This is a genomic window from Qipengyuania sp., assembly GCF_964227205.1.
Taxonomy (GTDB): domain Bacteria; phylum Pseudomonadota; class Alphaproteobacteria; order Sphingomonadales; family Sphingomonadaceae; genus Qipengyuania.
Window position 1 is genome coordinate 292,127 of record NZ_CAXQVB010000001.1, and the last position, 25,469, is coordinate 317,595.

The window sequence follows — 25,469 nt, forward strand, 5'->3', positions numbered from 1 at the left end:
TAACTTACTCCCGTGAATGATCGGACAGGCGACCCATAATCGCTGCCACATAGGTCTGCGTTTCGCGAATGCGCGGGATGCCCCCCGCCCGGATGACACGCCCGGGCCCCGCATTATAGGCCGCGAGGGCTTTTTCGAGATCGCCGTCGAAGCGGTCGAGCTGTTCGCGCAAGTACCGCGCGCCGCCCTCGAGATTGGCGAAGGGATCGGCGGGATCGACATCGAGATCGCGCGCCGTGGCAGGCATGAGCTGGGCAAGGCCCCGTGCACCGACCGGCGAAATCGCATCCGGGCGCCAGCGGCTTTCCTGCCACACCAGCGCCTCGATCAGCGTCGGGCTGAGATCGAAGCGAACGGCGAGTTCGGCGACCTTGGCCTTGTAGCCTTCTGGCACAAGCTGCGCATGCAGTTGGGGATCGGCCACGGCGACTTCGGGAACGAAAATCTCCGGCGGCACTTCTGCAAAGGGTTCGACAGGCGCAAACTCGGACGGGATGGCAGCGGGCGCGGCGCCCCCGCCGGCTACCCAGCGCGCACCGTCGACATCGATCTCCATGACATCCGCCTTCACCGGGAAGGCGGTCAGCGCCGCACAGGACAATCCCATGCTCAGCGCCCAGCGTGCGAGAATCATTGCACCCTCCGTCCAGTCCCCTTGGGCATACTACATGACACGCGGGTGACAAAAAGCTGATTCCAGTAAGAAACCGTCGCAGCACGATACAAAACGGCCCGCCCCTGCAAAGAGGCGGGCCGTTGCGGCTCAACAGTTTTCCAAGGAATTAGCGAAGCGAGAGCGCGTAATAACGCGAAAACTCGCCGCGCTCGAGCATCGCCAGCCCCTTGCGGGCAAGGCGACGTGAATCGACCCAGTCCCCGGTGGCGGTTTCGAGTTCGACGCTGGTGCGGGCCTCGGCCACTGCAGTAAAGGCCGCGCGCGCCGCATCGTACTCGCCCGTGCGTGCGAGCGCGATTGCGTGGTTAATAAGGCGGGCCGGATCGTCCTGTGACAGTTCGTCGCACGCCTCGATCGCCTTGCGCGCATCGGCATCCCGACGGGCGACAAGCTCTTCATAGCCGACGTCGTATTCTGCCACGGGTCCCGCCACAGCCGCCACCGGACCCTGCGCCAGAATAGCCAGCGCAACGCTCGTCAGGATGATCATGATCGCTCTCCCCTATCTGTTTCGGGTGGGAGAATGCGCCCTCTCGCTACGCACTGCAATAAAAGCGTAACATTGTCACAAATCTGCAATCTGGTGCATTTCAGCATCACTTTTCGGTTGTCCCGCAGTTCGTCGCATTAGCTGCCGAAACTGCAACATAACGGTCATGAGCCGACAAAAACTGTCACGAACGGTCCCTAGCGGACGAGTCGCGATCAACGAACTCGCAACTCGATTCATTCCGGTTTTTGAGGGGACCGCTACCCGTGACCAATTTCCATCGTTCGCTCGTTCTCGGCTGCTCCGCCCTGGCTCTCGCCAGCTGCGGTGCCGACGAAATCGTCTCGCCGGGCACCGGCGGGAACATCACCATCAACAATCCGCCCGCCACTCCGGCGCCCACGCCGACGCCCACGCCGACCTCGGCGCTGGTCACGCCGGCTGCCGGCTGCCCGACCATCTCCGACCCGGTCGGCCTGACCGATAGCGGCACCATCTCGGGCCCCACCGGTGAATATCGTGTCTGCACACTGCCCGCGCGTTTCGATGCTTCCTCGACCCTGCCCTATATCGATGGCCTGCTCTATCGCATCAACGGCCGAGTCGACGTCGGTACCGATGGCGGCCCGACCGCCTCTTCGGCCGACACGGATGTCGAACTGACCATCGAACCGGGCGTAATTCTGTTCTCGCAGGGTTCGGGCTGGCTCAACGTCAACCGCGGCAACACGATCCAGGCCAACGGCACCGCCGACCGCCCGATCGTCTTCACCAGCCGCGACAACGTCCAGGGCCTCAACACCGACAATTCGTCGGGCCAGTGGGGCGGTGTCGTCCTTTCGGGCCGTGCCCCGATCACCGACTGTATCGCACCGGGCGCAACGCCGGGCACCGTCGCCTGTGAACGCCAGGTCGAAGGCGCAGCGCAGCCCGCCCTCTTCGGCGGCGCGACTCCGGGTGACAGCTCGGGCAGCATGACTTACGTCCAGATCCGCTATTCGGGCTTCGTCCTCTCGGGCGACAACGAACTCCAGTCGCTGACGCCCAGCGGCATCGGTTCGGGCACCACGCTGCGCAACATCATGAGCTTCAACAGCTCGGACGACGGCGTCGAGTTCTTCGGCGGCCGCGTGAATTTCCGCAACCTCGTCATCGTCGGCGCGGAAGACGACGGTCTCGATTCGGACACCGGCGTGAAGCTCAATGCGCAGAACGTGATCGTTATCCAGCGCCCCGGCGTGGGCGACACCATCATCGAAGCCGACTCGAACAACGGCCTCGAAGACCAGACCCCGCGCCAGAACACCAAGATCTCCAATGCCACCTTCATCGCGAACAGCGGCACGGGCGACCAAGCGATCCGCATCCGCGGCGGCACGGACTACACCATCGTCAACTCGATCCTCGTCGATCAGTCGGGTGCAACTCCGTGCCTGCGAATCGACCTTCCGGAAACGATCCGTGCGGCCGATGCCAGTCTCGATGAAGCCGGCCCGCCGGTCTTCAACAGCTTCGTGATGGATTGCGCGGTCGATTTCCGCGACGGTTCGGGCGGCGTGACAGCGGCGCAGACGCAGAGCTTCTTCGACGCCGGTTCGAACACCGACTCGAACTTCACCAACACGCTGACGATGACCTACGTCAACGGCACCAACGAAAACGCCGTCACCGTCTTCGACCCGACCGTGTTCTCGTCCTTCTTCACCCTGCCGACAAACATTGGCGCGGTGTATCCGGGCAACGAAACCTGGGTCCAGGGTTGGACCTGCAATTCCTCGTTCGCGAACTTCGGTTCGGTGAGCGACTGCACCAGCCTGCCGGTCTACTAATCGGCATTGAAAGGCCGTGGGGCGCGCAAGGGGTGCGTCCTGCGGCCTTCTTCGCATTTCCGCACAGGGGCCATCGCAGGGCCCCGACCAGATTCCAAAGGCCTGAATATGAGGGGGTCTCGAACCATGTCGACCGGCAAGCAGCTCACCGCGCTGCTCCTGCTCACCACCGCGCTCACCGTTCCCGGCGCAGCTTTTGCGCAGGACGCCAGCACGGGCGCAGAAGGCGTTCCCGCCACTGAAAACGCCACAACCGAAGCCGCGCCGGCACAGGATGCGGCAGCCGCCGGCCAGGCGCCGGACGATGAAGCGTTCGAGGAGCCCGAAATCTCGGTTCCCGGCGGAGCCATCGTAGTTACCGGTCGCCGCCGGCAGGACGTCACCCGCGCATCGAGCCAGGTCGTCTCGGTTCTCGACAGCGCCAGCATCGCACGCACCGGCGAGGGCGACATCGCGGGTGCGCTGACACGCGTCACCGGCCTGTCCACCGTCGGCAACGGCCTTGTCTACGTCCGCGGCCTCGGCGATCGCTATTCGCTCGCCCTCCTCAACGGCCTGCCACTGCCCTCGCCGCAGCCGCTCAGCCGCGTCGTTCCGCTCGATATCTTTCCGACCAGCATCATCGCCTCGAGCCTGGTGCAGAAGACCTATTCGGCCAACTTCCCCGGTGAGTTCGGCGGCGGCGTGATCAATCTCACGACCCGCGCCGTGCCCGACGACAGCTTCGTCAAGGTCAGTGCCGGCATCTCGGGCGATACCGAAACCACCTTCGGCACCGGCTATAGCTATTACGGGTCGGACTACGACTGGTTCGGTTTCGACGACGGACGCCGCGAACCCGGCCCCGCGCTGCAGTCCTTCCTCGATAGCGGCCGGTCGATGACCGATCCGGACGTCGACCAGCAGGCAATCCTGACCGAGCTGGGAGATCCCAACCTGATCCTGCTGCAGAGCATCGGGAAACTGCCGGTCAACTGGTCGGCGGGCATCACCGCGGGAACCAGCTTCGATGCCTTTTCCGACGGCCGGTTCGGCGTGATCGCGACCGCTTCGCTGAGCAATAAGTATCGCAACCGCTTCATCACCCGCCAGTCGGCGCTCAACGGCGAACTCGATCTCGACCAGACCGGCTCGCAGTTCCAGACCGACCAGCGCATTCTCGCCAATGCGATGCTCGGCCTTGGCCTCGAAGTGGGCGAACACCGCTTCCGCCTGACCAATCTCTTCATCCGCGACTCGCTGAAACGCGCCTCTCTCGCACAAATCAACGACCTCACCGACGACGATGACGACCTGTTCCAGAACACCGGCTGGTACGAACGCCAACTGCTCGACTCGCAGTTCGTCGGCGAGATGAAGTTCGGCGACCTCTCGGTCGACATGCGCGCCGGCTATGCGCAGACCCAGCGCGAGGCGCCGAACGAATGGGAGTTCGTCTACTCGCGCGATATCAATCCCTCGGGCGAGCTCGACGGCGTATATCTGAACTTGCAGAACGGCGGACAGCGCGGGCGCACCACCGTCGCCTTTTCCGACCTGACCGAAGACCTCTATTATGGCGGTCTCGACATCAGCTATCGCCTGGCCAACTGGCTGGGCGTGACCGTGGGCGGCGCCTATACCGACACCAGCCGCCTGTCGCGTCGTCGCGAATTCGATATCCGCACGACCGGGGCCTACCCGCAGGCGTTCGGGGCCTTCCGGCCCGACAATCTGCTCGGCGATTCGCTGATCGCGCTGGGGTACGATAGCGCCGCGCAGACCGCAGCCGGGATCGGCCCGTTCTCCTATACGATCATCGAAACAACCGCTGCCGACCCCGCCTTTTCAGCCGGGCTCGAGATCAAGGCAGGGTATGCCCAGGCCCGCCTCGAACCGACGACCGGTGTCTCGCTCGACGTCGGGGCCCGCTACGAGGACGCGACGCAGGTAGTCGTGCCCCTTGGGCTCGACGGTCTGCCCAACGGGTCGGTCAATGCAACGCTGCTCAACAACGATTACTGGCTCCCGGCCGCCACGCTGACCTGGGAAGTGGCCAACAGCCTGCAGGCGCGCCTCAATGCGTCGAAGACCATCGCACGGCCGCAGTTCCGCGAACTGATCCTGCAGACCTACTACGATCCCGAGACCAACCGCCAGTTCACCGGCAATCCCGGCCTGGTCGACAGCGAGCTGACCAATTACGAGGCGCGGCTCGAATATTACTGGGGCTCGGGCAGCCGGCTGAGTGCCGCGGGCTTCTACAAGGACATCAAGAACCCGATCGAGGTCTTCTCGAGCTTCAACGACAATTCGGTCGTCAGCCGGTTCGCCAATGCCCCCTCGGCCACGCTCTACGGGGCCGAACTCGAGGTGCAGTGGAACAAGGACCTCTACAACCTCGGCGACTGGTGGGACAGCAAGCGCCTCGTGGCGATCGCCAATTACACCTACACGCAGTCGGACATCAGCGTGCAGGCCGGCGACATGGTCAATGTCCCCGAACTGGGCGGGTTGCAGGCGGCGACCAACTTCTTCGAAGACGGCACCGCGCTCACCGGCCAGTCGGACCACATCGCCAACGTGCAGCTGGGCCTCGAGGATCTCGACCGGGTCAGCCAGCTCACCTTCCTGTTCAACTACGGCAGCAAGCGGGTGATCAGCCGCAGCACGCTGTCGCGCCCAGACATCCTCGAGAACCCCGGCCTGACGATCGATTTCGTCGCCCGCCAGGGCATCAGGCTGGCGGGGACCGATCTCGAAGTGAAATTCGAGGCGCGCAACCTGACCGGACGCGATCACTTCGAATACCAGACGACCGGCACCACGCGGATCGAGAACAACAGCTACAAGGTCGGCCGCAGTTTCAGCCTCTCGGTCTCGGCCGAGTTCTGAGCGGCACCGGGCCCGCTTGCAGGAAGGGGCCGCCTCCGGGCGGCCCTTTTTTGTCTGGCCGCCAATGCTCAGTCGTAGCTGTCGTAGACATATCCGAGCGAGCGCACCGTGCGCACGCGCTCGCCTGCGCCGACCTTGCGCAGCGCGCGGCGCAGGCGGCCGATCCAGACGTCGACCGTGCGCTCGTCGATCGGCGGTTCCTGCTTGCCCAGTGCCGCGATCAGGTCGCTGCGCGAGAGCACGCGGTCGGGGTTCTGCGCCAAGAAATGCAGCAGGCGGAATTCGTTCGGCCTGAGGTCGAGCGGCTGGCCGCCCCAGCGTGCCTGCAGCGCGGCGAGATCGACCAGCAGGTGGCCGAGTTCGAGCCGCTCGGTGATGCGGGCCTGACCGGGCTCGGCCTGGAGCGCCATGACCCGGTCGAGGATCGCGTTCCGGTCGAGGGGGCCGACGACGTAATCGTCGGCGCCGGCGCGCAAGGCCCTGCGCTTGTCCTCGGCATTGTCCCGCTCGAGCACGATGGCGATATGCGCTTCGGCCAGGCGCGGGTCCGACCGCAGGCGGCGGCACATCTCGAGCCCCGATAGATCGTCCATCACCCAGTCGATGAAGGCATAAACCGGACCCTCGACCAGCCGGTGCGGACCGTCGGGAAAGAGGCGGGCGAAGGCATAGCGGATATCGCCATTCTCGAAATCGGCGAGCTCGCCGGCAATCGGGTCTGTCAGAAAAATATTGATCGTACGCACGCGGCTGTCTTCCCACCCTGTCGGGCAAGCGTTGCCGCAGCCATGTGACCTGTTTGTGACCCCTCCGTCGCGTTTGTAACACTTCGCCCCGCAAGGCGAATTTCCCTATTCTCCGGCCACCGAAAGCGTCCAGTCGCGGGGCGCGGTCGAGGCTATCCCGACGGGCGCCTTCGGCACGTAGGGAGCCTCGAGGCGCGCCACTTCCTCGGCGCTCAATCCGAGCTCGAGCGCGGCCATCGCAGCCGCGATGTGCCCGGGCTTGGTCGCCCCGATGATCGGCGCTGTCACCCCCTTGGCGAAGTGCCAGGCGAGCGCGACCGTGGCGCGCGACACGCCGCGCTCGCCGGTGATCGCGCCGACCGCCTCGACGATGGCGCGATCGGCCTCTTCATGCTGGCGGTAGAGCGTCTTGCCGAAGCCGTCGGTCTCGCTGCGCACCGTGGCATCGTTCCACGCCCGCGCGAGCTTGCCGCGCGCCAGCGGGCTCCACGGGATCACCGCCACGCCCTGGTCTTGGCAGAGCGGCAGCATCTCGCGCTCTTCCTCGCGGTAGAGCAGGTTGACGTGGTTCTGCATCGAGATGAAGCGGGTCCAGCCGTTGGCTCTCGCCACTTCCTGCGCCTTGGCGAACTGCCAGGCCCACATCGAGGAGGCGCCGATATAACGCGCCTTGCCCGATTTCACGATGTCATGGAGTGCTTCCATGGTCTCCTCGATCGGGGTGAAATCGTCCCAGCGGTGGATCTGGAACAGGTCGACATAGTCCATCTTCAACCGCACCAGGCTGTCGTCGACTGCCTGCAACAGGCTCTTGCGCGAATTGCCGCCGGTGTTGGGGGCCTGCCGCCAGGGAAGAAAGGCCTTGGTCGCGAGCACAATCTCGTCGCGCCTGGCGAATTCGCGCAACAGCTTGCCAACCACCTCTTCCGAGGCGCCGAGCGAATACATGTTCGCCGTATCGAAGAAGTTGATCCCTGCCTCCAGCGCTTCGCGGATAAAGGGCCGGCTCTCGTCTTCGGACAGGACCCAGTCGCCATGCCAGCCGCGGGTGGTGTCGCCATAGCTCATGCAGCCGAGGCAGAGGCGCGACACCTTGAGGCCGCTGGGGCCGAGATTGACGTAATCCATGGGATGGTCCTTCCTGTGCGACGGCCCGATTTGATACACGGACCGGGTGACAAAGGTGACAGGGTGTCACCTTCAGATCGCCGCCAACTTACTGTTTACATTGCCATTCCGAAAAAGTGACGCGAGGTGTGCGCGAGAAAAGCGATGGTGCCTCGCCGCTCTGCATCGTCTTCATCGCAAACGCCGGTGGAGTAGGAAAGAGCCCGCACCACCGGCACTCACGCGAGAGTCATGCCGCCATCGACGCGGATGGTCTGGCCGACCACGTAATCGGCCAGCGGCGAGGCGAGGAACAGCGCCGCGCCCGCCATGTCCTGCGGCGTCCCCATGCGTCCGGCCGGGATCCGCGCCACCGCCCCCGCCGCGCGCTGCGCGTTCCCGGTGGTCACCTCGGTCAGCTTGGTCGGGACGAGGCCCGGCGCGATGCCGTTGACGCGTATGCCCTCGCCCGCCCAGGCCTGCGCGAGACTGCCGACGAGGCTGACCGCGCCCGCCTTGCTGGCGGCATAGGCCGGATTGCCGATCATCGCGTGATAGGCGCCGACCGAGCTGACGATGACCAACGAGCCGCCCCGTTCCGCCAGCTTCGCTCGCACCGCGCGGGCGCAATCCATCAGCGAATCGAGGTTGACCGTCATCACCGCGTCCCAGCCCTCGCGTTCGAACTCCTCGCGGCGATAGCGCACGACGCCCTGGCACAGGACGACGACATCGAGCCGGTCGGGCAGCTCGAATGCGGCCACCGCATCCCGGTTCGAAACGTCGAGCGAATGGAAAGCCAGCCCGTCGAGATCGCTGCCCTCCCCCGCGCTGTAGTCCTCCGCAGAAGCCCGGGTGCCCGTCACATGGACAAGGGCGCCGCGGGTGCGAAATCCATGTGCGATACCGTTCCCTATTCCGCTCGTCCCCCCGACCACGAGAACGGTCTGGCCGGAGAAATCGAGCGGATCGGTCATGGCTGCGGCCTCCTCAGATCGAGCGCGAGATCACTTCCTTCATGATCTCGTTGGTGCCGCCGAAAATGCGCGTCACGCGCGCATCGCGCCACAGGCGGGCGATGGCGTATTCGTTCATGTATCCCGCCCCGCCATGCAGCTGCAACGCCTTGTCGCAGGCTTCCCATTGCAGGTCGGTGTGCCACAGCTTGGCCGCGCTCGCCTCGTCGGTCGTCAGTTCGCCCGCCAGGTGTTTCTTGATCGCCCAGTCGAGATGCGCCCAGCCGACCTGCAGCTTGGCCTTCAAATCGGCGAGGACGAATTTGGTGTTCTGGAATTCGAACACCGTCTTGCCGAAGGCCTTGCGGTCCTTGGTGAACTTGACTGCCTCGTCGAAGGCCCGCTGCGCCGAAGCCTGCGCGCCCACGGCGATGCCGAGGCGTTCCTGCGGCAGTTCCTCCATCAGGTGGATGAAACCCCGCCCCTCGCCGCCGAGGATATTGGTCATCGGCACGCGGACATCGTTGAAGAAGAGCTCCGACGTATCGGCCGAGTGCTGGCCGATCTTGTCGAGGTTGCGCCCGCGTTCGAACCCCTCGGTGTCGGCATCGACCAGCACCAGAGTGGTGCCCTTCGCTCCCTGCGAAGGATCGGTCTTGGCGACGACGATGATGACATCGGCGTTCTGGCCGTTGGTGATGTAGGTCTTCGACCCGTTCACCACCAGATGGTTGCCGTCCTTGATCGCGGTGGTGCGGATGCCCTGCAAGTCGCTGCCCGCGCCCGGTTCGGTCATGGCGATGGCCGAAATGACGTCGCCCGAGACCATGCCCGGAAGATATTTCTGCCGCTGCTCCTCGGTGCCGAGCCGCTCGATGTAATTCGCGGTGATGTCGTTCTGCAGCGTGAAACCGGCCGAACTGCCGAGGTAGGACAATTCTTCGCACAGCACGCAGTTGAAGCCGAAATCGAGGCCCAGCCCGCCATTCTCTTCCTTGACCGTGGGGCACAGCATGCCCGCTTCGCCCAGCGCCTTCCATGCGCTGCGCGGGACGATGCCGTCCGCCTCGTGCTGGTCGAGATAGGGGGTCATGTGTTCGGCGAAGACCTTGCGCACGGTATCGCGGAAGGCCTCGTGGTCTTCATTGTAGGCAGTGCGCTGGCTGGTATCGAGCATGGGTCTCTTGTCCTTAGTTGAGGAAACCGGTCAGGCGGCTGCGGATGATTTCCTCGGCTTCGCGCATGATCCGGTCGATCAGTTCCTTGCAGGTCGGGATATCGTCGATGAGCCCGGCAACCATTCCGCAGGACCATGCGCCCGCGTCCATATCGCCTTCCATCATGATCCGCGGATAGACGCCCGCGACCTGTTCGATGATGTCCTCGAACTTGAGGTCGGCGCCCTTTTCCTTTTCGATCTTGAGCAGTTCCTCGACCGCATCATTGGTCATCACCCGCTCGGTATTGCGCAAGGGGCGCATGACCAGCCTTGTATCGAGCTCGGATGCAGCGACGATCGCCTTTTTCACATTCTCGTGCACCGGCGCTTCCTTGGTGGCGATGAAGCGCGTGCCCATGTTCATGCCGTCGGCGCCCATCGCGAGGCTGGCGACGAGGCTGCGCGCATCGGCCATCCCGCCGCTGGCGACGAAGGGAATCTCCAACTCGTCCGCCGCGCGCGGCAGCAGGATCATGTTCGGGATATCGTCCTCACCCGGGTGGCCGCCGCATTCGAAGCCGTCGACGCTGACCGCATCGCAGCCGATCGACTGCGCCTTGAGGCTGTGGCGCACGCTGGTGCACTTGTGGATCACCTTGACCCCGGCATCCTTGAAATAGGGCAGGACCTGCTGCGGGTTGTTGCCTGCGGTCTCGACCACCTTGACCCCGCCTTCGATGATGACCCGGACGAGCCCCGGGTAATCGGGCGCGTTGACCGTGGGCAGGAAGGTCAGGTTTACGCCGAAGGGCTTGTCGGTCATGTCGCGGCACTTGGCGATCTCGTCGGCCAGCTTTTCGGGGGTGCCCTGCGTAAGGCCGGTGATGATGCCGAGGCCGCCGGCATTGGAGACCGCCGCCGCCATTTCCGCAAAGCCGACGTAGTGCATGCCGCCCTGGATGATCGGATGCTCGATGCCGAACAGTTCGGTGATGCGGGTCTTCATGGCGGGCCTCTCCCTAGTTGCTTTTCGCAACGGGTATCGGGCGGGGCGCGCCGAGTCTAGCGCTTCGCCACGCGTTCGAGCGCGGCGAGCAGTTCGGCCCCGCTCGCCGTAAGGGAAAGCGTCGAGCCCGCGCGTTCCGCCAGCCCTTCGCGCTCCAGATCCTCGCCCGTCGGGCTGCGCATGATCCGTCCATAGCGGCCGCCGTGATAGATCAGCGGCTCGACCTCGCGGCGGTCGAAATCGGTCACTTCGCCGAGGAAGATGGCATGGTCCCCGCCTTCGTATTCGAACCGCGCGGTGCAGCCGAAACGCGCGGCATAGCCGGGGATCAGCGGTGCGCCTTCGGGCCCGTCGATATCGTCGAGGGCAGCGAACTTGTCCTCTCCGGCGCGCGCGAAGCGATCGGACATCGCCTGCTGGTCCGCCGCCAGGACATGCACCGCCCAGGTCTGCGCATCGCGGAATACCGGCAGCGTTCGCGAGCGCAGCGACAGGCTCCACAGCACCATGGGCGGGTCGAGGCTGACCGAATTGAAGCTGTTCGCGGTCAGGCCGAAGGGGCGACCCGCCGCATCGCGCGCGGTCACGATGGTGACGCCGGTGACGAAACTGCCGAGCGCGTCGCGGAATGCCGTGGGATCGAACATCGGTTGTGCAGCTAGTCCGCGCGCCTGTGGAGGGCAAGGCTCAGGCAGGCGCGGGACAATATTTGCCGAGATACTGGCCGTGGCCGGGCATGTGCTGAACCAGCCAGCGGATCGATTTCTCCATCTCGTCGACTTCCTTGGTCGTCACGTCGGCGATACCGTCGGCCATCGGGCTGGTTCCGCCCATGGCGATGCCCTGCCCCATCATCACCGCCGCCCAGCTGGTGGTGGTGAACAGCTCGTCCTCCTCGCGGAAGATCTGCCCGTTGGCCTTGAAGATCTCGATCTTTTCGGTGAGCGTGGCGGGCACCTCCATCGTGCGCACATAATTCCAGAAATCGGAATCGTCGCGGCGCGTGGCATTGTAGTGCAGCACCAGGAAATCGCGGATACGTTCGTATTCCTTGACCGTCAGGCGGTTGTAGGTGCTCGCCTGCGCCTCGTGCACCCCGTCGAGCGAAAGTGTGGCAATGAGCTTGTTCACACCGGTATTGATAAGGTGGATCGAGGTGGATTCGAGCGGTTCCATGAACCCCGAGGCCAACCCCAGCGCGACCACGTTCTTGTTCCAGAACTTCTTGCGCCGGCCGGTGACGAAGCGGAGGAAGTTGGGTTCTGCCGTGGGCTTGCCCGCCAGGTTGTTGACCAGGATATCGTGCGCCTCGTCGTCGCTCATGTAGCGGCTGCAATAGACATGGCCGTTGCCGTTGCGATGCTGCAGCGGCACCTGCCACTGCCATCCCGCGCGATGCGCCGTAGCGCGCGTGAAAGGCGGCGGCGGCGATCCGTCGTCGCGATTGCAGGGCAGCGCCACCGCCCGGTCGCAGGGCAGGTAATGCGTCCAGTCCTCATAACCGGTCTGCAGGGTCTGCTCGATCAGGACGCCCCTGAATCCGGTGCAGTCGACGAAGAAATCGCCTTCGACCTCGACCCCGCTCTCGAGCGTGAACCCGGTGACGAAACCGGTCTCGGGATGCTGGCGGACCGAGCGGACCTTGCCCTCCTGCCGCACCACCCCGTGCCTCTCCGCATACTGGCGGAGGAACTGCGCATAGCGGGTGGCGTCTATGTGATAGGCATAGTTCATCGGCGGAAGATCGTCGCGATCATAGTCCTCGGTGCGCGAGAACTTGCCGAAATAGGCGGCCATCGTTTCGAGGTTGAACGCCTGCAAGGGGCGCTTGTCGCCACGCTGGCGCAGCGCGTGCCAGACCTGATGGAAGGAAATCCCGTTGAGGTCGTAGCCATAGGCGCCGAACGGGTGGATGTAGCTCTCGCCGACCTGCCCCCAATTGACGAACTGGATCCCCAGCTTGAACGTGCCCTGCGCCGCCGCGAGCATCTCGCGCTCGTCGATACCAAGCACCTTCTGGAAGTCGACGAAAGGCGGGATCGTCGCCTCGCCCACGCCGACCGTGCCGATCTGCTCCGATTCGACCAGCGTGATCGCGAGATCGCGTCCGTCGCGGATCCGCGAGAGGGCGGCAGCCGCCATCCAGCCGGCCGTCCCCCCGCCCAATATTACGATATGCTCGATAGCCATGTCCCACCCATGCCAGCAATGACGCGCTGTTGCCAGACGGCAACGCCCGATTGTTAACGTTCATATGACGTCTTGTGAACGCTCACAAGACACGTTATGTGACAGGCTGATTGCAGGATCCAAACTGCGACGTCTTGGGATAAGGGAGGATACATGTTTCGCACCAAGCCGGGTGCCGCGCGCCGCATCGCCGCACTCACCACAGCATCGAGCCTAGCGCTGAGCGCGGCTTGCCCTGCCTTCGCCCAGCAGACGGAGGAGGCGCCAGAGGACGACGCCGCAGTCGCGACGCCCGCCGCCAACGCGAACCTCATCATCGTCAGCGGCTATCGGGCGTCGCTCGAATCGGCCCAGAACTTCAAGGAAAACGCCGACACCGTCGTCGACGTCATCACCGCCGAGGACATCGGTGCGCTTCCCGACCGGTCGGTCGCCGAAACGCTGCAGCGCGTCCCGGGCGTCAATATCGGCCGGTTCGAGAAGACCTCCGATCCGACGCGTTTCTCGGTCGAAGGCACTGGGGTCATCATCCGCGGCCTGCCCTACACGCGCTCGGAACTCAACGGTCGCGACATCTTCTCGGCCAATGGCGGCCGCGTCCTCAGTTTCGAGGATGTTTCGCCCGAACTCGTCGGCCGCGTCGAGGTGTACAAGAACAGCACCGCGGACATGATCGAGGGCCACATCGCGGGGATGGTCAATCTCGTCACCCGCAAGCCGCTCGACAATCCCGGCTTCCATGTCGCCGGCTCGATCGAAGCGAACTACGGCGACCTGCGCGAGAAATGGTCGCCGACCTTCAACATCCTGGCCTCGGATACGTTCGAGACCGGTGCCGGCACTTTCGGGCTGCAGGTCAGCTATTCGAAGTCGAAGCTCAAGAGCCGCACCGACGCCTCGCAGATCGTCGACCCCTGCTATCGCAACGCCGACCTCAGCGGAGGCTGCCTGCGTGCGCAGAACGTGAACTCGGGCGGCTTCCAGGGTGATGTCTTGCTCGGCCCGGACCAGTTCCCGCCGGCCAATTCGGTCATCGTACCGCAGTTCGCCAACGTTCGTTCGACCACGCTCGATCGCGATCGCGAGGCCTTCTCGGGCGTGGCGCAGTTCGAAACGCTCGACGGCGGCCTGCTGATGACGCTGGAATACCTGCGTTCGGAGACCGATTTCTTCACCGAAGAATATGCTATTCTCGGCCGAATCGACGATGGCGTCTCCTCGCCGAGCCCGCGGCCGGGCACCGACTGGACCTTCGACGCCAACGGCAATTTCCAGAGCGGCATCCTGACGCAGAACGTCGGCAATGAATATGCGACGCCCTATGGCCTCGGTGGCATTCCGACCGATTCGCTGCGCTTCCTGCGCGACACGAATTCGGTCACGCAGGACATCTCCTTCGACGCGGAGATGAACTTCACCGACCGCTTCCGCGGCCATGTCGAGATGCAGTATGTCGATTCCAAGCTCACTCGCGATTCGGTCTTCGGCGCGATGAGCACCTGGTCCGACATTTCAGTCGACCTTACCGGCAACATACCGAACATCGAATTCCTCGCCCCTCCCGGCGCGCCCGCCGACTATTTCACCAGCGGGTTCTTCACCTATTACTGGTTCGGCCTCGACAGCCGCGAGAAGAACGAGGGCAATCTGTTCAGCCTGGCCGGCGACTTCGAATACGACGTCAGCGACGACGGCTTCTTCAAGAAGGCCTCCTTCGGTGCCCGCTGGGCGGCGCGCGACCGGGTGAACCGCAACACCAACTTCAGCACCTGGGGCAACCTTTCAGCTCCCTGGGCAGGCCGTGCAGGCTGTGCGCCCTGGGGCGAAGGTCCGGGCTGCTTCTCGGGACCGGGCCCCTATGTGCCCGATTGGGCGGGCTTCACCCCGGGCCGGTTCTACACCGGACTGCCGGGGCAGGAATTCGCCATTGCCGGCGGGGTCTATACCGACGAATTCCCGAACGCGTCGCAGTATCGCACCCCCTTCGCCGACAACTTCCAGCGCGGCCGGGCAGCCACTCCGATCGAAAACGGCGGCGCCTATTTCTATGGCGGCGACGACTTCCTGCAGGAATATCTCGACGGGGTCACCGACCAGCAGTGGGACGAAATCTCGACTGCCGGGCAATCGCCGGAACGCTTCAATCTCGGCGTCAACGGGCGTAGCCGTACGCTGGCCGATGGCACGGTCGTGCAGTGCGATCCGTTCTGCCCGGCGGAAATCTCCGACGTTACCGAGATTACCTCGGCCGCCTATGCGCGCCTTGATTACGGAGCCGACCTCGGCGGCAGCTGGACCGTCAGCGGCAACATCGGCCTGCGCTACGTGGAAACGAAGGTCAGCAACGATGCGCTGGTCTCGTTCCCCGATCCGCAGCAATTCGACGCGGTGGCAAACGGGGGCAACGGCGACGGCGTCGTCCAACCCGCGGAAATCACCAGTTCCTGCCCGCCGGTTCCGCCGGGAGGCTTCGCCCCCGAGGTGCTCTACTGCCAGCTCACCGGCGCGCGCCTCGCGGAATACGCTTCGCTGTTCACCGGCGAACTGGTTCCCGATACGAGCGACATCCGGTTCGATCACTGGCTGCCGGCGTTCAACATCAAGCTGGACAGTGGCACCGGCGTGGTCATCCGCGGCGCTGTGTCGAAGGCGATTTCGCGCCCCGACCTGAACCTGTTCAACGCCGGCGGGGTGCTCGGCTTCAGCGGCAATGTCGACAGCGGCCCGCTCCTTGCGATCAGCACGGGCAACCGCAACCTTCGTCCGATCGAATCGTGGAACTACGATCTGAGCGCCGAATGGTACTTCGACGACGTCGGCTCGATCACGGCGGCTCTCTTCATGAAGGACATCGACGGTATCGTGCAGAACGGCCGCGGCCTGGTGAATTACACCGCGCCCAGCGGTACGTCGCAGGATGTGATCATCAACGGCCCCGCCAACGATATCGACGGTACGCTGAAAGGCTTCGAAATCGCCTACCAGCAGACGTACGATTTCCTGCCGGGCTTCCTCAGCGGACTGGGCTCGCAGCTGTCGTACACCTATGTCGACGGCGGCGACTTCCCGAACCCGAACATCTCGGGCATCGGTTCGCCCTCGGTCAATTCCGACGGCGCCCCGATCAACGCGGGACCGTTCGTATCGCAACTCCCGCTGGCAGGCATTTCGGAGCACACGATCAATGCCACCGTGTTCTACGAGCGGGGGCCGTTCTCGGCTCGCGCTGCCTACAACTGGCGCAGCGAGTTCGTGGTCACGGTACGGGACGACCTCTTCCCGTTCTCGCCGATCTACCAGGATGCAGGTGGCCAGCTCGACGCGTCGATCTTCTACGACGTCACCGACAATCTGAAATTGGGCATCCAGGGCGTGAACCTGCTCGACTCGGTGACCAAGCTCTCGACGGTCGTCGATTACGACGGCACCCGGGTCACGAGCGCGGCCTTCCGCAACGACCGACGCTACACCTTCATTGCCCGCTTCAATTTCTGATCGGGCAGGGTTAGCGACTGACGAGACGGGCTCCTGTTGTCGTGACGGGAGCCCGGATCGTTTTCATGCGGGGGTGCGGCCCCTATTCCACAACAGGGCACGTCTGCCGCATTGATCGGAATAGTGCCGTCGTTAGGATCGACAGGCCGGAGCGCGTCCGGCCAGGAGGCGAATTCGGATGGGTCGGCGACGTCAGTCAGTGACCATCAAGCACGTGGCAGCCGATGCAGGGGTTTCCCTGCAAACGGTGAGCCGCGTCATCAACAACGAGCCCAATGTCCGCCCGGCGATGAAGGAACGGGTGCAGGCTAGCATCGACAAGCTCGGCTATGTCCCCTCGATCGCCGCGCAGCGGATGAGCGGGTCGCGCTCATACCTCATCCTGGCGATCAACGACCGCGACCGGACCATCGCCGACTGGCGCGCGCGCGACGGACGCGACTGGGTCGACCAGATGCTGCTGGGCGGCATGCTGACGGCGGCCGAACGCGGCTATCGCATGATCTTCGAGCTGGTCGACACGCATAGCGACCATGTCGAACGCGAACTGGGCGCCGCGATCGCGGCCCTGCAGCCCGACGGGGTGATCGTGACGCCGCCGCATTCCGAGAATCCGCAGATTACCGGGCTTCTGGCCGAGCGCGGAATTCCGTTCGCGCGGATCGGATCGAAAGCCGAAGGGCCCGGCATTGCCATGACGATGGGCGACGAATTGCTCGCGGCGAAGGCGACCGACCACCTGATCGAACTCGGCCACACGCGGATCGGTTTCATCGCCGGATCGGACGAATACAGCCTTTCGGGCTGGCGCGTCGACGGCTGGCGCGAAGCGATGGCCAATGCCGAACTTGCTTGCGACGACCTGCTCGAGAGGGGGGATTTCGGCTTCGAGAGCGGACTTGTCGCGGCGCGTGCCCTGCTCGACCGCGAGGCAGCGCCGACCGCGATCATCGCCAGCAGCGACCAGATGGCGCTGGCGACGCTCGAGGTTGCGAAGGAGCGCGGGCTCGATGTCCCGCGCGACCTCTCGATCGTCAGCTTCGACAATACCCCCGTGGTGCGCTTCACCACCCCCGCCCTTACCGCGCTCGACCAGCCGATCGCGCGAACCGCGGCGCGCGCCGTCGAGCTGCTGATCGACACGCGCAAGAACGGCACGCCCGAACAGCCGGTCGTGGTCGAGGGCGAACTGGTCGTTCGCGGATCGACCGCGCGCGCGCCGTCACGCAGCAGTAGCTGACGCCGTCGATTGGGCAGTTCGCGCCATCGTCGCAAGAGGGCGGCGCAATCGCGGAACACGCTGCAAGCCGATCACCCCGGCGTTGGCGCCACGCGCTTTCGGCGCTTCGCGGGAAAACCGCATGAAGCCACCCGGCGGCCGCTTGATTTTCCCCGATCCGCATGGCAGTCCCGTCTATTGATAACGTTCTCATTCATATCGGGGACGCGGAGGGGAAGTTCGGAATGAAAAGCTTTTTGATGGCGACGGCTGCGGCCCTGGCTCTGGCGGGCTGCGCCACGGCTCCGATGCAGCGGCCGGAAGGTCACGCCGCGCTGCCGGCGCCCGTGGCCGAAGAGGATGCGCGCATCGCCGATCTGCTCGCGCGGATGAGCATCGAACGCAAGGTCGCGCAGCTGATCCAGCCGCAGATCGGCTCGTTCACCCCCGAGGACATGCGCCGCTATCGCTTCGGCAGCTACCTCAATGGCGGCAACGGCGGGCCCTATGGCGACGAGTTCGCACCCGCTTCGGAATGGCTGCGCTACGCCGACGAGATGTACCTCGCCTCGGTGGCGCCCATGCCCGGCGGCGAACCCGTGATCCCGACCATGTGGGGCACCGATGCCGTCCACGGCCACACGAATGTCGTCCGCGCGACGATCTTCCCGCACAATATCGCCCTCGGCGCGACGCGCGACGCCGATCTCGTCCGGCGCATCGGCGAAGCGACCGCGGTCGAGATCGAGGTGACCGGCATCGACTGGAACTTCTCCCCCACGATCGCGGTGGCCCAGGACGACCGCTGGGGCCGGACCTATGAAAGCTATTCCGAAGACCCGGCCATCGTCGCGCCGCTGGGCGCCGCGCTGATCGAGGGCCTCCAGGGCCGCAAGGGCGACCCGAACCGCCTCGGCGCGGGCCACGTCATCGCCACCGCCAAGCATTTCTTCGGCGATGGCGGAACCGACCAGGGCGTCGACCAGGGCGAAGTCACCGGCGATATCGACGCGCTGAAGACGATCCATGCCGCCCCCTACCCCGCCGCGATCGAGGCGGGCGTCGAAGCGGTGATGGCGAGCTTCAATTCGATCAACGGCCGCAAGATGCACGGCAACAAGGCGCTTCTCACCGGCGTGCTGCGCGACGAGCTCGGATTCGATGGGCTGGTCGTTGGCGACTGGAACGGCCACGGACAGGTCGCCGGCTGCACCAATACCGACTGCCCGCAGGCGCTGCTCGCCGGGCTCGACATCTACATGGTGCCCGACGACTGGAAGGGCCTGCTCGAAACCACCGTGGCGCAAGTGCAGGACGGAACCATCCCCATGGCCCGGCTCGACGAGGCGGTCGGCCGGGTCCTGCGCGTTAAGCTGCGCGCGCACCTGCTCGACGGTATCCTGAAGCCATCCGACCGGCCGAATGCCGGCCAGTACGACCTGCTCGGATCGCGGCAGCACCGCGCCATCGCGCGCGAGGCGGTGGCCAAGTCGCAGGTACTGCTCAAGAACGACGGCGTGCTTCCGCTGAAGGCGGGGGCGAATATCCTCGTCGCCGGGAGCGCGGCCGACGATATCGCGCAGGCGGCGGGCGGGTGGACGCTGACCTGGCAGGGCGGCGGCGAACTCGACAACAGCTATTTCGCCGGAGCGACCTCGATCTGGCAAGGGCTGAAGGATGCCGCCGAGGCGAGCGGGGGAACCGCGCGGCTGTCGGTCGACGGACGCTATACCGACACTCCCGACGTGGCCGTGGTGGTCTTCGGCGAGAAGCCCTATGCGGAATTTGCGGGCGACCGGAAGGATCTCGCCTTCCGCGACGAAGAGGGCCTCGAACTGCTGCGCAATTTCAAGGCGGCGGGCGTGCCGACGGTCGCAATATTCCTCAGCGGGCGGCCGATGTGGGTCAATCGCGAGCTCAATCTTGCCGATGCCTTCGTCGCGGCCTGGTTGCCGGGGAGCGAGGGCGCGGGCGTGGCCGACGTCCTCACGGGCGCCGCCCCGGCGACAGGCAAGCTCGGCTTCAGTTGGCCCGAGACCTGCGATTTCGGCCCGCTCAACGGCCCAGACGGCGCGCTGTTCGCGGTCGGCTACGGCCGCGCGCTCGGCGATACCTCGCCGCTGCGCACGCTCGACGAGACCTGCGATGCCCTGCTCGCTGGCGATAGCGCCGAATGGTTCGTCAACGGCCGCTTCGCCGACGGTGTCTCCGCCACCGCGGGGGGCGCCGCCCTCCCCGATCTGCGCGGATCGGCCGCGGGTGTCACCGCCGTGGGCATCGATCGCAATGCGCAGGAGGATTCGCGCAAGATCACCTTCACGCCCGGCGCCTCGCTGACCATCGCGCAGGAGAGCGAGGGATCGGGCGCCTATCGCATCGTTTATCGCGTGGCCCAGCGACCCGCCCGGCCGGTCACGCTTGCAGTGGGCGACGCGACCATCGACCTCACTCATCCACTCTCCATCGCAGCGGAGAAGGACTGGCGCGAAATGGTCATTACCGGGCAATGCGCCGCGGGGCTCGGCGACGCGCTGACCTTCACCTCGCGGGGCGCGTTCACCTTCGACATCGCCTCGATCAGGCGCGAGGAGATGGCCGAAGGAACCGGCTGCTCGTTCTGAACGAATGCATTCGTATTCGTCTTGTGACGCGGTTATGGCGTGTCACACCACGCAGGAAGAAATACGGCCGGGCACCTCTATGTCGCACCGTGCCCAGGGAGGAAATCTGACATGGCACTCGCACCCGATGTTGCGACGAGCACCGATCCGTATCCGCTCGAGGACGAGGGCACGCATGTAAATGCGCCGGGCCTGCAATATTTCGTCTTCGCGCTGTTCTTCATCTTCGGCGGCATCACCTCGCTCAACGACGTGATCCTGCCCAAGCTGAAAGAGCTCTTCACGCTCAACTACACCCAGGCGATGCTGGTGCAGTTCTGCTTCTTCACCGCCTACCTCATGATCGGCATTCCCGGCGCCGAACTGGTCAAGCGGATCGGCTACATGCGCGGGGCCGTCGCTGGCCTGCTGATCATGATGGCCGGGTGCCTGTTGTTCATTCCGGCCAGCCAGACGGCGACCTACGGCCTGTTCCTCGGCGCATTGTTCATCCTCGCCAGCGGCGTGGTGATCGTTCAGGTCGTGACCAACCCGCTGATCTCGCTTCTCGGCCCGCAGAAGACGGTCCACAGCCGGCTCACCTTCGCCCAGGCCTTCAACAGCCTCGGCACCACAATATTCCCGATCGTGGGCTCGGCACTCATCCTGGGCAGCCTTGCCGGGGTGAGCGCAGCCGAGCTTTCGGGCGCCGAGCTGCAGCAATATCGCACGGCCGAAAGCGCGGCCATCGTATCGACCTACATCGGCCTTGCCGTGGCGCTGGCGGTGATTGCGCTGGTCGTCTGGCTCAACCGCAAGAAGCTGCCGCACGATGCCAAAGCCATGCGCGGCGATGCGCTCACCACGATGACCCGCTACCTCATCGGAATCGTGCCGATCGTGATCGGCGGCTGGCTGGTGATCCAGGGCAATGAAATCCCCGGCGTGGCACTCCTGCTGATCGGTCCGGCGATCTGGCTGTGGGGCAACGCCCTGCTCAGCCGCACGCGCTTCTCCTTCGGGGCTGCATGCATCTTCCTCTATGTCGGCGCCGAAGTCGCGATCGGCTCTCTCATCGTCAACTACCTCATGCAGGACAGCGTCATGGGCCTGACCGAGCGCGCGGCGGGCGACATGATCTTCCTCTACTGGGGCGGTGCGCTGGTCGGCCGCGTGATCGGCTCGCTGGTGCTGCGCTTCGTCAGCCCCGGCCTCGTCCTGATGGGCGTGGCGCTGGGCGCGATTTCGCTGGTGCTGGTTTCGACCAACACCACGGGCACGGTCTCGGGCTACAGCCTGCTGGCGGTCGGCCTGATGAACTCGATCATGTTCCCGACGATTTTCTCGCTCGCCTGCGAAAAGCTCGGGCTCAAGGCAGCCGACGGGTCGGGGATCATCAATATCGCGATTTTCGGCGGCGCGGTGATCCCGCTGCTCACCGGAATGCTGGCCGATGCCAGCGGCAGCCTCGGCACGGCGATGATCCTGCCCATCTCCTGCTATGCGATCATTGCAGCCTTCGGGATCTACGCGCGCAAGCCCGCCACCGCCTGATTTCGCACCTGCAACAGTTCGGGGGTTCGCAAGGCGGCTTCGGTCTGCCATGCGGCCCCCCAAGCTTTTGGACACAGGGAACAATATCGACATGACCGACGCCGAACTCGCGGCCCACCTCGCCGAAGTGGCGGGCCGGATCCTGATCGAGGTCCGCGAAAGCGGCATGTTCGAGGGCAAGGCGCTGGGCAAGGCGGGCGACCAGACCGCCAACCAGTTCCTCGTCCATGCGCTGCGCGAGCAGCGGCCCGAAGACGGCCTCCTGTCCGAAGAAAGCAAGGACACCGACGCGCGCCTGTCGAAAGACCGCGTATGGATCGTCGATCCGGTCGACGGCACGCGCGAGTATGGCGAAGCGCGGACCGACTGGGCGGTCCATGTCGCGCTCTGCATCAATGGCAAGCCCGAGATCGGTGCGGTCGCCCTGCCCGGCCTCGGCATGGTCCTGCGCACCGACCAGCCGATCGCCATGCCAGCAAGTTCCGAAAAGCCGCGCATGGTGGTCAGCCGCACGCGCCCCGCGGCCGAAGCGGTCGCGGTGTCCGAAGCGATCGGCGCCGAACTGGTCGGCATGGGATCGGCCGGGGCCAAGTCGATGGCGGTGGTCCGTGGCGAGGCGGAGATATACCTTCACACCGGTGGCCAGTATGAATGGGACAGCGCTGCGCCCGCCGCGGTCGCGCTGGCGCATGGCCTGCACGCGAGCCGCATCGACGGCAGCCCGCTGATCTACAACAATGCAGACACCTACATGCCCGACCTGCTCATCTGCCGCCCCGAATGGGCCGAGCGGGTGCTCGGGGAGGTCGGTAAGCTAGCTTGATTCAGTCATTGCGAGCGTAGCGAAGCAATCCAGTCCCGCGCCGTCTGGATTGCCGCGTCGCCTGCGGCTCCTCGCAATGACTGAAGGTTAGCCCTCGACCTGCGCCAGCAACTGGCGCGCCCGGGAGAGATGCGGACGGTCGAGCATGCCGCCCTGCCAGCCGATCGTCCCCGCACCGGGATTGGCCTCGAACAGGCCGACGATCTCGCGCGCCTCGGCAATCTCATCCTCGCTCGGGGTAAAGGCCTCGTTGATCACCGGAACCTGCGCCGGGTGGATCGCCAGCATCCCGCGATAGCCCTGGCGGCGCACCTCGATCGCACGCTTGCGCAGCGCCTCGAGGTCGCGGAAATTGGTGTCGATCGTTTCCACCGGGACGACCTCGGCTGCCGCGGCGCCAAGCAGGCACAGGCTGCGCGCAAGCTTGTAGGTGAAGGCGAAATCGCCATCGAAATCCTTGTTGCTCTGCGCGCCGATCGAATCCGCAAGGTCTTCGGCGCCCCAAGTCATCGCCGCCAGCCGCGGCGCGCCGCCGTAATCGCCTGTGGTAAACATCGCCGCCGCGGTTTCGGTCACCAGCGCGATCACCGGGGTCGAGCCCGGCTCGATCCCATTCTCGACTTCGAGCGCGGTCATCTGGCGATCGAGCTCCTCGACATCGTGCCGCCCGCGCGATTTGGGCAGCATGATCCCGCCGGGCCGCGCCGGCATGACCACCGCCAAATCGTCGGCGGTCCACGCGCCGTCGAGCGGGTTCACCCGCACCCACAGCCGCGCGCGTTCTTCATCGCTTCTGCCGTTCAGGAAATCGGCGATAGCTGCGCGCGCGCTTTCCTTGCCGCTCTCGACCACCGAATCCTCGAGATCGAAGATCACGATATCGGCCTCGCCTTCGGCGGCCTTGGCCATCTTCTTCTCGCTGTCGCCCGGGGCGAACAGCCAGCTGCGCATGCGGATCCGGGGCTGGAATGTCTCACTCATGTGGGTGCTTGAGGCGAATGCGGTCGTCCGCGTCAAGGGTAAAGCGCCATGCCGTAGCGTCGGCATGCTGGCGCTTGCCCACTTTCGGTTGTGCGGTATGCTAACCATCGCCCGGAGAGCATGCGATTCCCCGAAAACCGGCGAACGCATGGGGCAGGAGAGGAGCGTGACTGGGTGCGGCACTGGCCCCGGCATAGGATTGTCGCCGTTCGAACGGCATTTCCGAAAATCGGGTATCCCGACCGGGAGCACCTGCGGTGAGCCGCGCCGATCCCCTGCCAGCAAAAGCGCCGCCCAAGCTCTCGGCTGCGACCCGGATTGCCTACGGGACCGGCGCAGTCGCCGACGGCATCAAGAATGCGGCGTTCTCCACCTATCTGCTGCTTTATTTCAACCAGGTGCTCGGCGTGCCTGCGGCCATCGTTTCGACGGCGATCGCGCTGACGCTGGCTGTCGACGCCGTGGTCGACCCGCTGATCGGGCGGATTTCTGACGTCACCCGCTCGCGCTGGGGGAGGCGGCACCCCTATATCATCGGCGCCGCGATCCCGACCGCCGTGTGCTTTGCGCTGACATGGTTTCCGCCTTCCGGCCTCACCGATTTCCAGATGGGCGTGTGGATCTTCGCCTTCGCCTCGCTCACTCGCGCCTGCATAAGCACCTACCAGGTGCCGGCCAATGCGATGGGAACCGAGCTGACGCAGGACTATACCGAGCGCACGCGCATCTACGGCCTCAGGTACTGGTTCGGCTATGCCGGCACCTTCGCCTTCGCCGCCTTCGCGCTCTCGGTATTCTTCCGTGCAACTCCCGAGTATCCGCAGGGCCAGCTCAATCCGGCAGGCTACACGCCTTTCGCGCTGACCGCGGCGGCGGTGATCCTCGTTACGATCCTCATCTGCGGCTTCGGTACTGCCAGCCGCATCCCGCATTTGCGCCAGACCGAAGAGCGCGAGCAAGCGGCGGGCGTTCTCACTCACCTCAAGGAGATGGGCTCAGCCTTCACCCACCGGGCATTCCTGACCCTGTTCGGTTTCTCGGTGCTCAAGTGGACCGCGATCGGGCTCTACGGGGCAACCTCGCTCTATTTCGGGACCTACGTCTACCGCCTGACCGCGCTCGAGCTTGCACTGCTCACGCTCGACGGCTTCGTCGCGGTGTGCATCGCCCTCCCCCTTGCCCCGCGCTTCACCCGCTGGTGGGGCAAGCGTAAGACTGCGATGTTCATGGCCTTTTTCGGCGTCGCGCTCGGAACATCGCCGCTGTGGCTGACCTATTTCGATGCGTTCTTCGAACCCGGCCACCCGCTGCTCGTGCCGGTGCTGCTGGTGATCAACGCGGTCTACGGCGCGATGGTGGCGATCAGCCTGATGACGACTTCGTCCATGCTTGCCGACGTTGTCGAGGACGATGCGGTCCGTTCCGGGCGGCACAATGCGGGCATCTATTTCGCTGCCAACAGTTTCGCGGTGCAGTGCGCGGCGGGGCTCGGCATCCTCGCCGCGGGCGTCGTGCTCGAGACCTCGCAGTTCCCGGTCGGTCTCAAGCCCGAGGACGTCACCCGCGCCATGACCGACAGCCTGATCGCGCACTACGTACCGATGGTGATGGCGCTGTGGGGGATTGGCTGCCTGATCCTTTGGGCCTACCCCATCACCGAAGCGAAGCATCTCGAGAACGTCGAGAAGCTGCGCGCCCGCGAGGCCGAGGCTGCCGCACGCATACAGAGCAACAATCCCGTAAGCGGCGCCAGCCGCTAGGATG

Annotated in this window: 18 protein-coding genes; 8 read left to right on the forward strand and 10 right to left on the reverse strand. The window is 65.0% G+C overall.

Going from position 1 to position 25,469, the window contains the following annotated elements; all coding sequences use genetic code 11:
- Positions 1 to 4 precede the first annotated feature (4 nt).
- Complete coding sequence (locus ACEQZ0_RS01540; RefSeq protein WP_370187675.1) at positions 5 to 634, reverse strand: lytic transglycosylase domain-containing protein; 630 nt, start codon at positions 632 to 634, stop codon at positions 5 to 7.
- 148 nt (positions 635 to 782) lie between these two features.
- Positions 783 to 1,166 (reverse strand): hypothetical protein, encoded by a 384-nt coding sequence (locus tag ACEQZ0_RS01545; protein ID WP_370187677.1) that lies wholly within the window; start codon positions 1,164 to 1,166, stop codon positions 783 to 785.
- A gap of 266 nt (positions 1,167 to 1,432) precedes the next feature.
- Here ACEQZ0_RS01545 and ACEQZ0_RS01550 point away from each other — a divergent pair, with 266 nt between their 5' ends.
- Complete coding sequence (locus tag ACEQZ0_RS01550) at positions 1,433 to 2,995, forward strand: hypothetical protein (protein WP_370187679.1); 1,563 nt, start codon at positions 1,433 to 1,435, stop codon at positions 2,993 to 2,995.
- A gap of 126 nt (positions 2,996 to 3,121) precedes the next feature.
- Entirely contained in the window at positions 3,122 to 5,869 is a 2,748-nt protein-coding gene (locus ACEQZ0_RS01555; RefSeq protein ID WP_370187682.1) for a TonB-dependent receptor domain-containing protein, read from the forward strand.
- A gap of 68 nt (positions 5,870 to 5,937) precedes the next feature.
- On the opposite strand, the gene ACEQZ0_RS01560 is transcribed toward ACEQZ0_RS01555, so the two are convergent.
- From ACEQZ0_RS01560 to ACEQZ0_RS01590, 7 genes are all read right to left on the reverse strand, one after another.
- On the reverse strand, positions 5,938 to 6,615 hold the full coding sequence (locus ACEQZ0_RS01560; RefSeq protein ID WP_370187685.1) for a response regulator transcription factor: 678 nt from the start codon (positions 6,613 to 6,615) through the stop codon (positions 5,938 to 5,940).
- Positions 6,616 to 6,720: 105 nt separating this feature from the next.
- Positions 6,721 to 7,743, reverse strand: coding sequence for an aldo/keto reductase (locus tag ACEQZ0_RS01565; RefSeq protein WP_370187687.1), 1,023 nt, complete (start codon positions 7,741 to 7,743; stop codon positions 6,721 to 6,723).
- A gap of 218 nt (positions 7,744 to 7,961) precedes the next feature.
- Positions 7,962 to 8,699, reverse strand: a complete 738-nt coding sequence (locus tag ACEQZ0_RS01570) for an SDR family NAD(P)-dependent oxidoreductase (RefSeq protein WP_370187689.1) — start codon at positions 8,697 to 8,699, stop codon at positions 7,962 to 7,964.
- 13 nt (positions 8,700 to 8,712) lie between these two features.
- Positions 8,713 to 9,855: an acyl-CoA dehydrogenase family protein gene (locus tag ACEQZ0_RS01575; RefSeq protein ID WP_370187691.1), complete on the reverse strand. Its 1,143-nt coding sequence runs from the start codon at positions 9,853 to 9,855 to the stop codon at positions 8,713 to 8,715.
- Positions 9,856 to 9,868: 13 nt separating this feature from the next.
- Positions 9,869 to 10,843, reverse strand: coding sequence for an NAD(P)H-dependent flavin oxidoreductase (locus ACEQZ0_RS01580; protein ID WP_370187693.1), 975 nt, complete (start codon positions 10,841 to 10,843; stop codon positions 9,869 to 9,871).
- 56 nt (positions 10,844 to 10,899) lie between these two features.
- Positions 10,900 to 11,490, reverse strand: a complete 591-nt coding sequence (locus ACEQZ0_RS01585; protein ID WP_370187696.1) for a flavin reductase family protein — start codon at positions 11,488 to 11,490, stop codon at positions 10,900 to 10,902.
- Positions 11,491 to 11,530: 40 nt separating this feature from the next.
- Entirely contained in the window at positions 11,531 to 13,033 is a 1,503-nt protein-coding gene (locus ACEQZ0_RS01590; RefSeq protein WP_370187698.1) for a tryptophan halogenase family protein, read from the reverse strand.
- 153 nt (positions 13,034 to 13,186) lie between these two features.
- On the opposite strand from ACEQZ0_RS01590, the gene ACEQZ0_RS01595 reads away from it, so the two are divergent.
- From ACEQZ0_RS01595 to ACEQZ0_RS01615, 5 genes are all read left to right on the forward strand, one after another.
- The gene (locus ACEQZ0_RS01595; RefSeq protein ID WP_370187701.1) at positions 13,187 to 16,528 is read left to right on the forward strand and encodes a TonB-dependent receptor; all 3,342 of its coding nucleotides are present in this window, start codon (positions 13,187 to 13,189) and stop codon (positions 16,526 to 16,528) included.
- Positions 16,529 to 16,706: 178 nt separating this feature from the next.
- Entirely contained in the window at positions 16,707 to 17,768 is a 1,062-nt protein-coding gene (locus tag ACEQZ0_RS01600; RefSeq protein ID WP_370187703.1) for a LacI family DNA-binding transcriptional regulator, read from the forward strand.
- Between the two features lie 224 nt (positions 17,769 to 17,992).
- Positions 17,993 to 20,368: a glycoside hydrolase family 3 N-terminal domain-containing protein gene (locus ACEQZ0_RS01605; protein WP_370187706.1), complete on the forward strand. Its 2,376-nt coding sequence runs from the start codon at positions 17,993 to 17,995 to the stop codon at positions 20,366 to 20,368.
- Positions 20,369 to 20,479: 111 nt separating this feature from the next.
- Complete coding sequence (locus ACEQZ0_RS01610; protein WP_370187709.1) at positions 20,480 to 21,901, forward strand: sugar MFS transporter; 1,422 nt, start codon at positions 20,480 to 20,482, stop codon at positions 21,899 to 21,901.
- Between the two features lie 91 nt (positions 21,902 to 21,992).
- Positions 21,993 to 22,724, forward strand: coding sequence for a 3'(2'),5'-bisphosphate nucleotidase CysQ (locus ACEQZ0_RS01615; protein WP_370187711.1), 732 nt, complete (start codon positions 21,993 to 21,995; stop codon positions 22,722 to 22,724).
- Positions 22,725 to 22,811: 87 nt separating this feature from the next.
- Here ACEQZ0_RS01615 and ACEQZ0_RS01620 read toward each other — a convergent pair whose 3' ends face one another.
- Positions 22,812 to 23,705 (reverse strand): CoA ester lyase, encoded by an 894-nt coding sequence (locus tag ACEQZ0_RS01620; protein WP_370187714.1) that lies wholly within the window; start codon positions 23,703 to 23,705, stop codon positions 22,812 to 22,814.
- Positions 23,706 to 23,962: 257 nt separating this feature from the next.
- On the opposite strand from ACEQZ0_RS01620, the gene ACEQZ0_RS01625 reads away from it, so the two are divergent.
- Positions 23,963 to 25,465 (forward strand): MFS transporter, encoded by a 1,503-nt coding sequence (locus tag ACEQZ0_RS01625; RefSeq protein ID WP_370187717.1) that lies wholly within the window; start codon positions 23,963 to 23,965, stop codon positions 25,463 to 25,465.
- Positions 25,466 to 25,469: the final 4 nt, after the last annotated feature.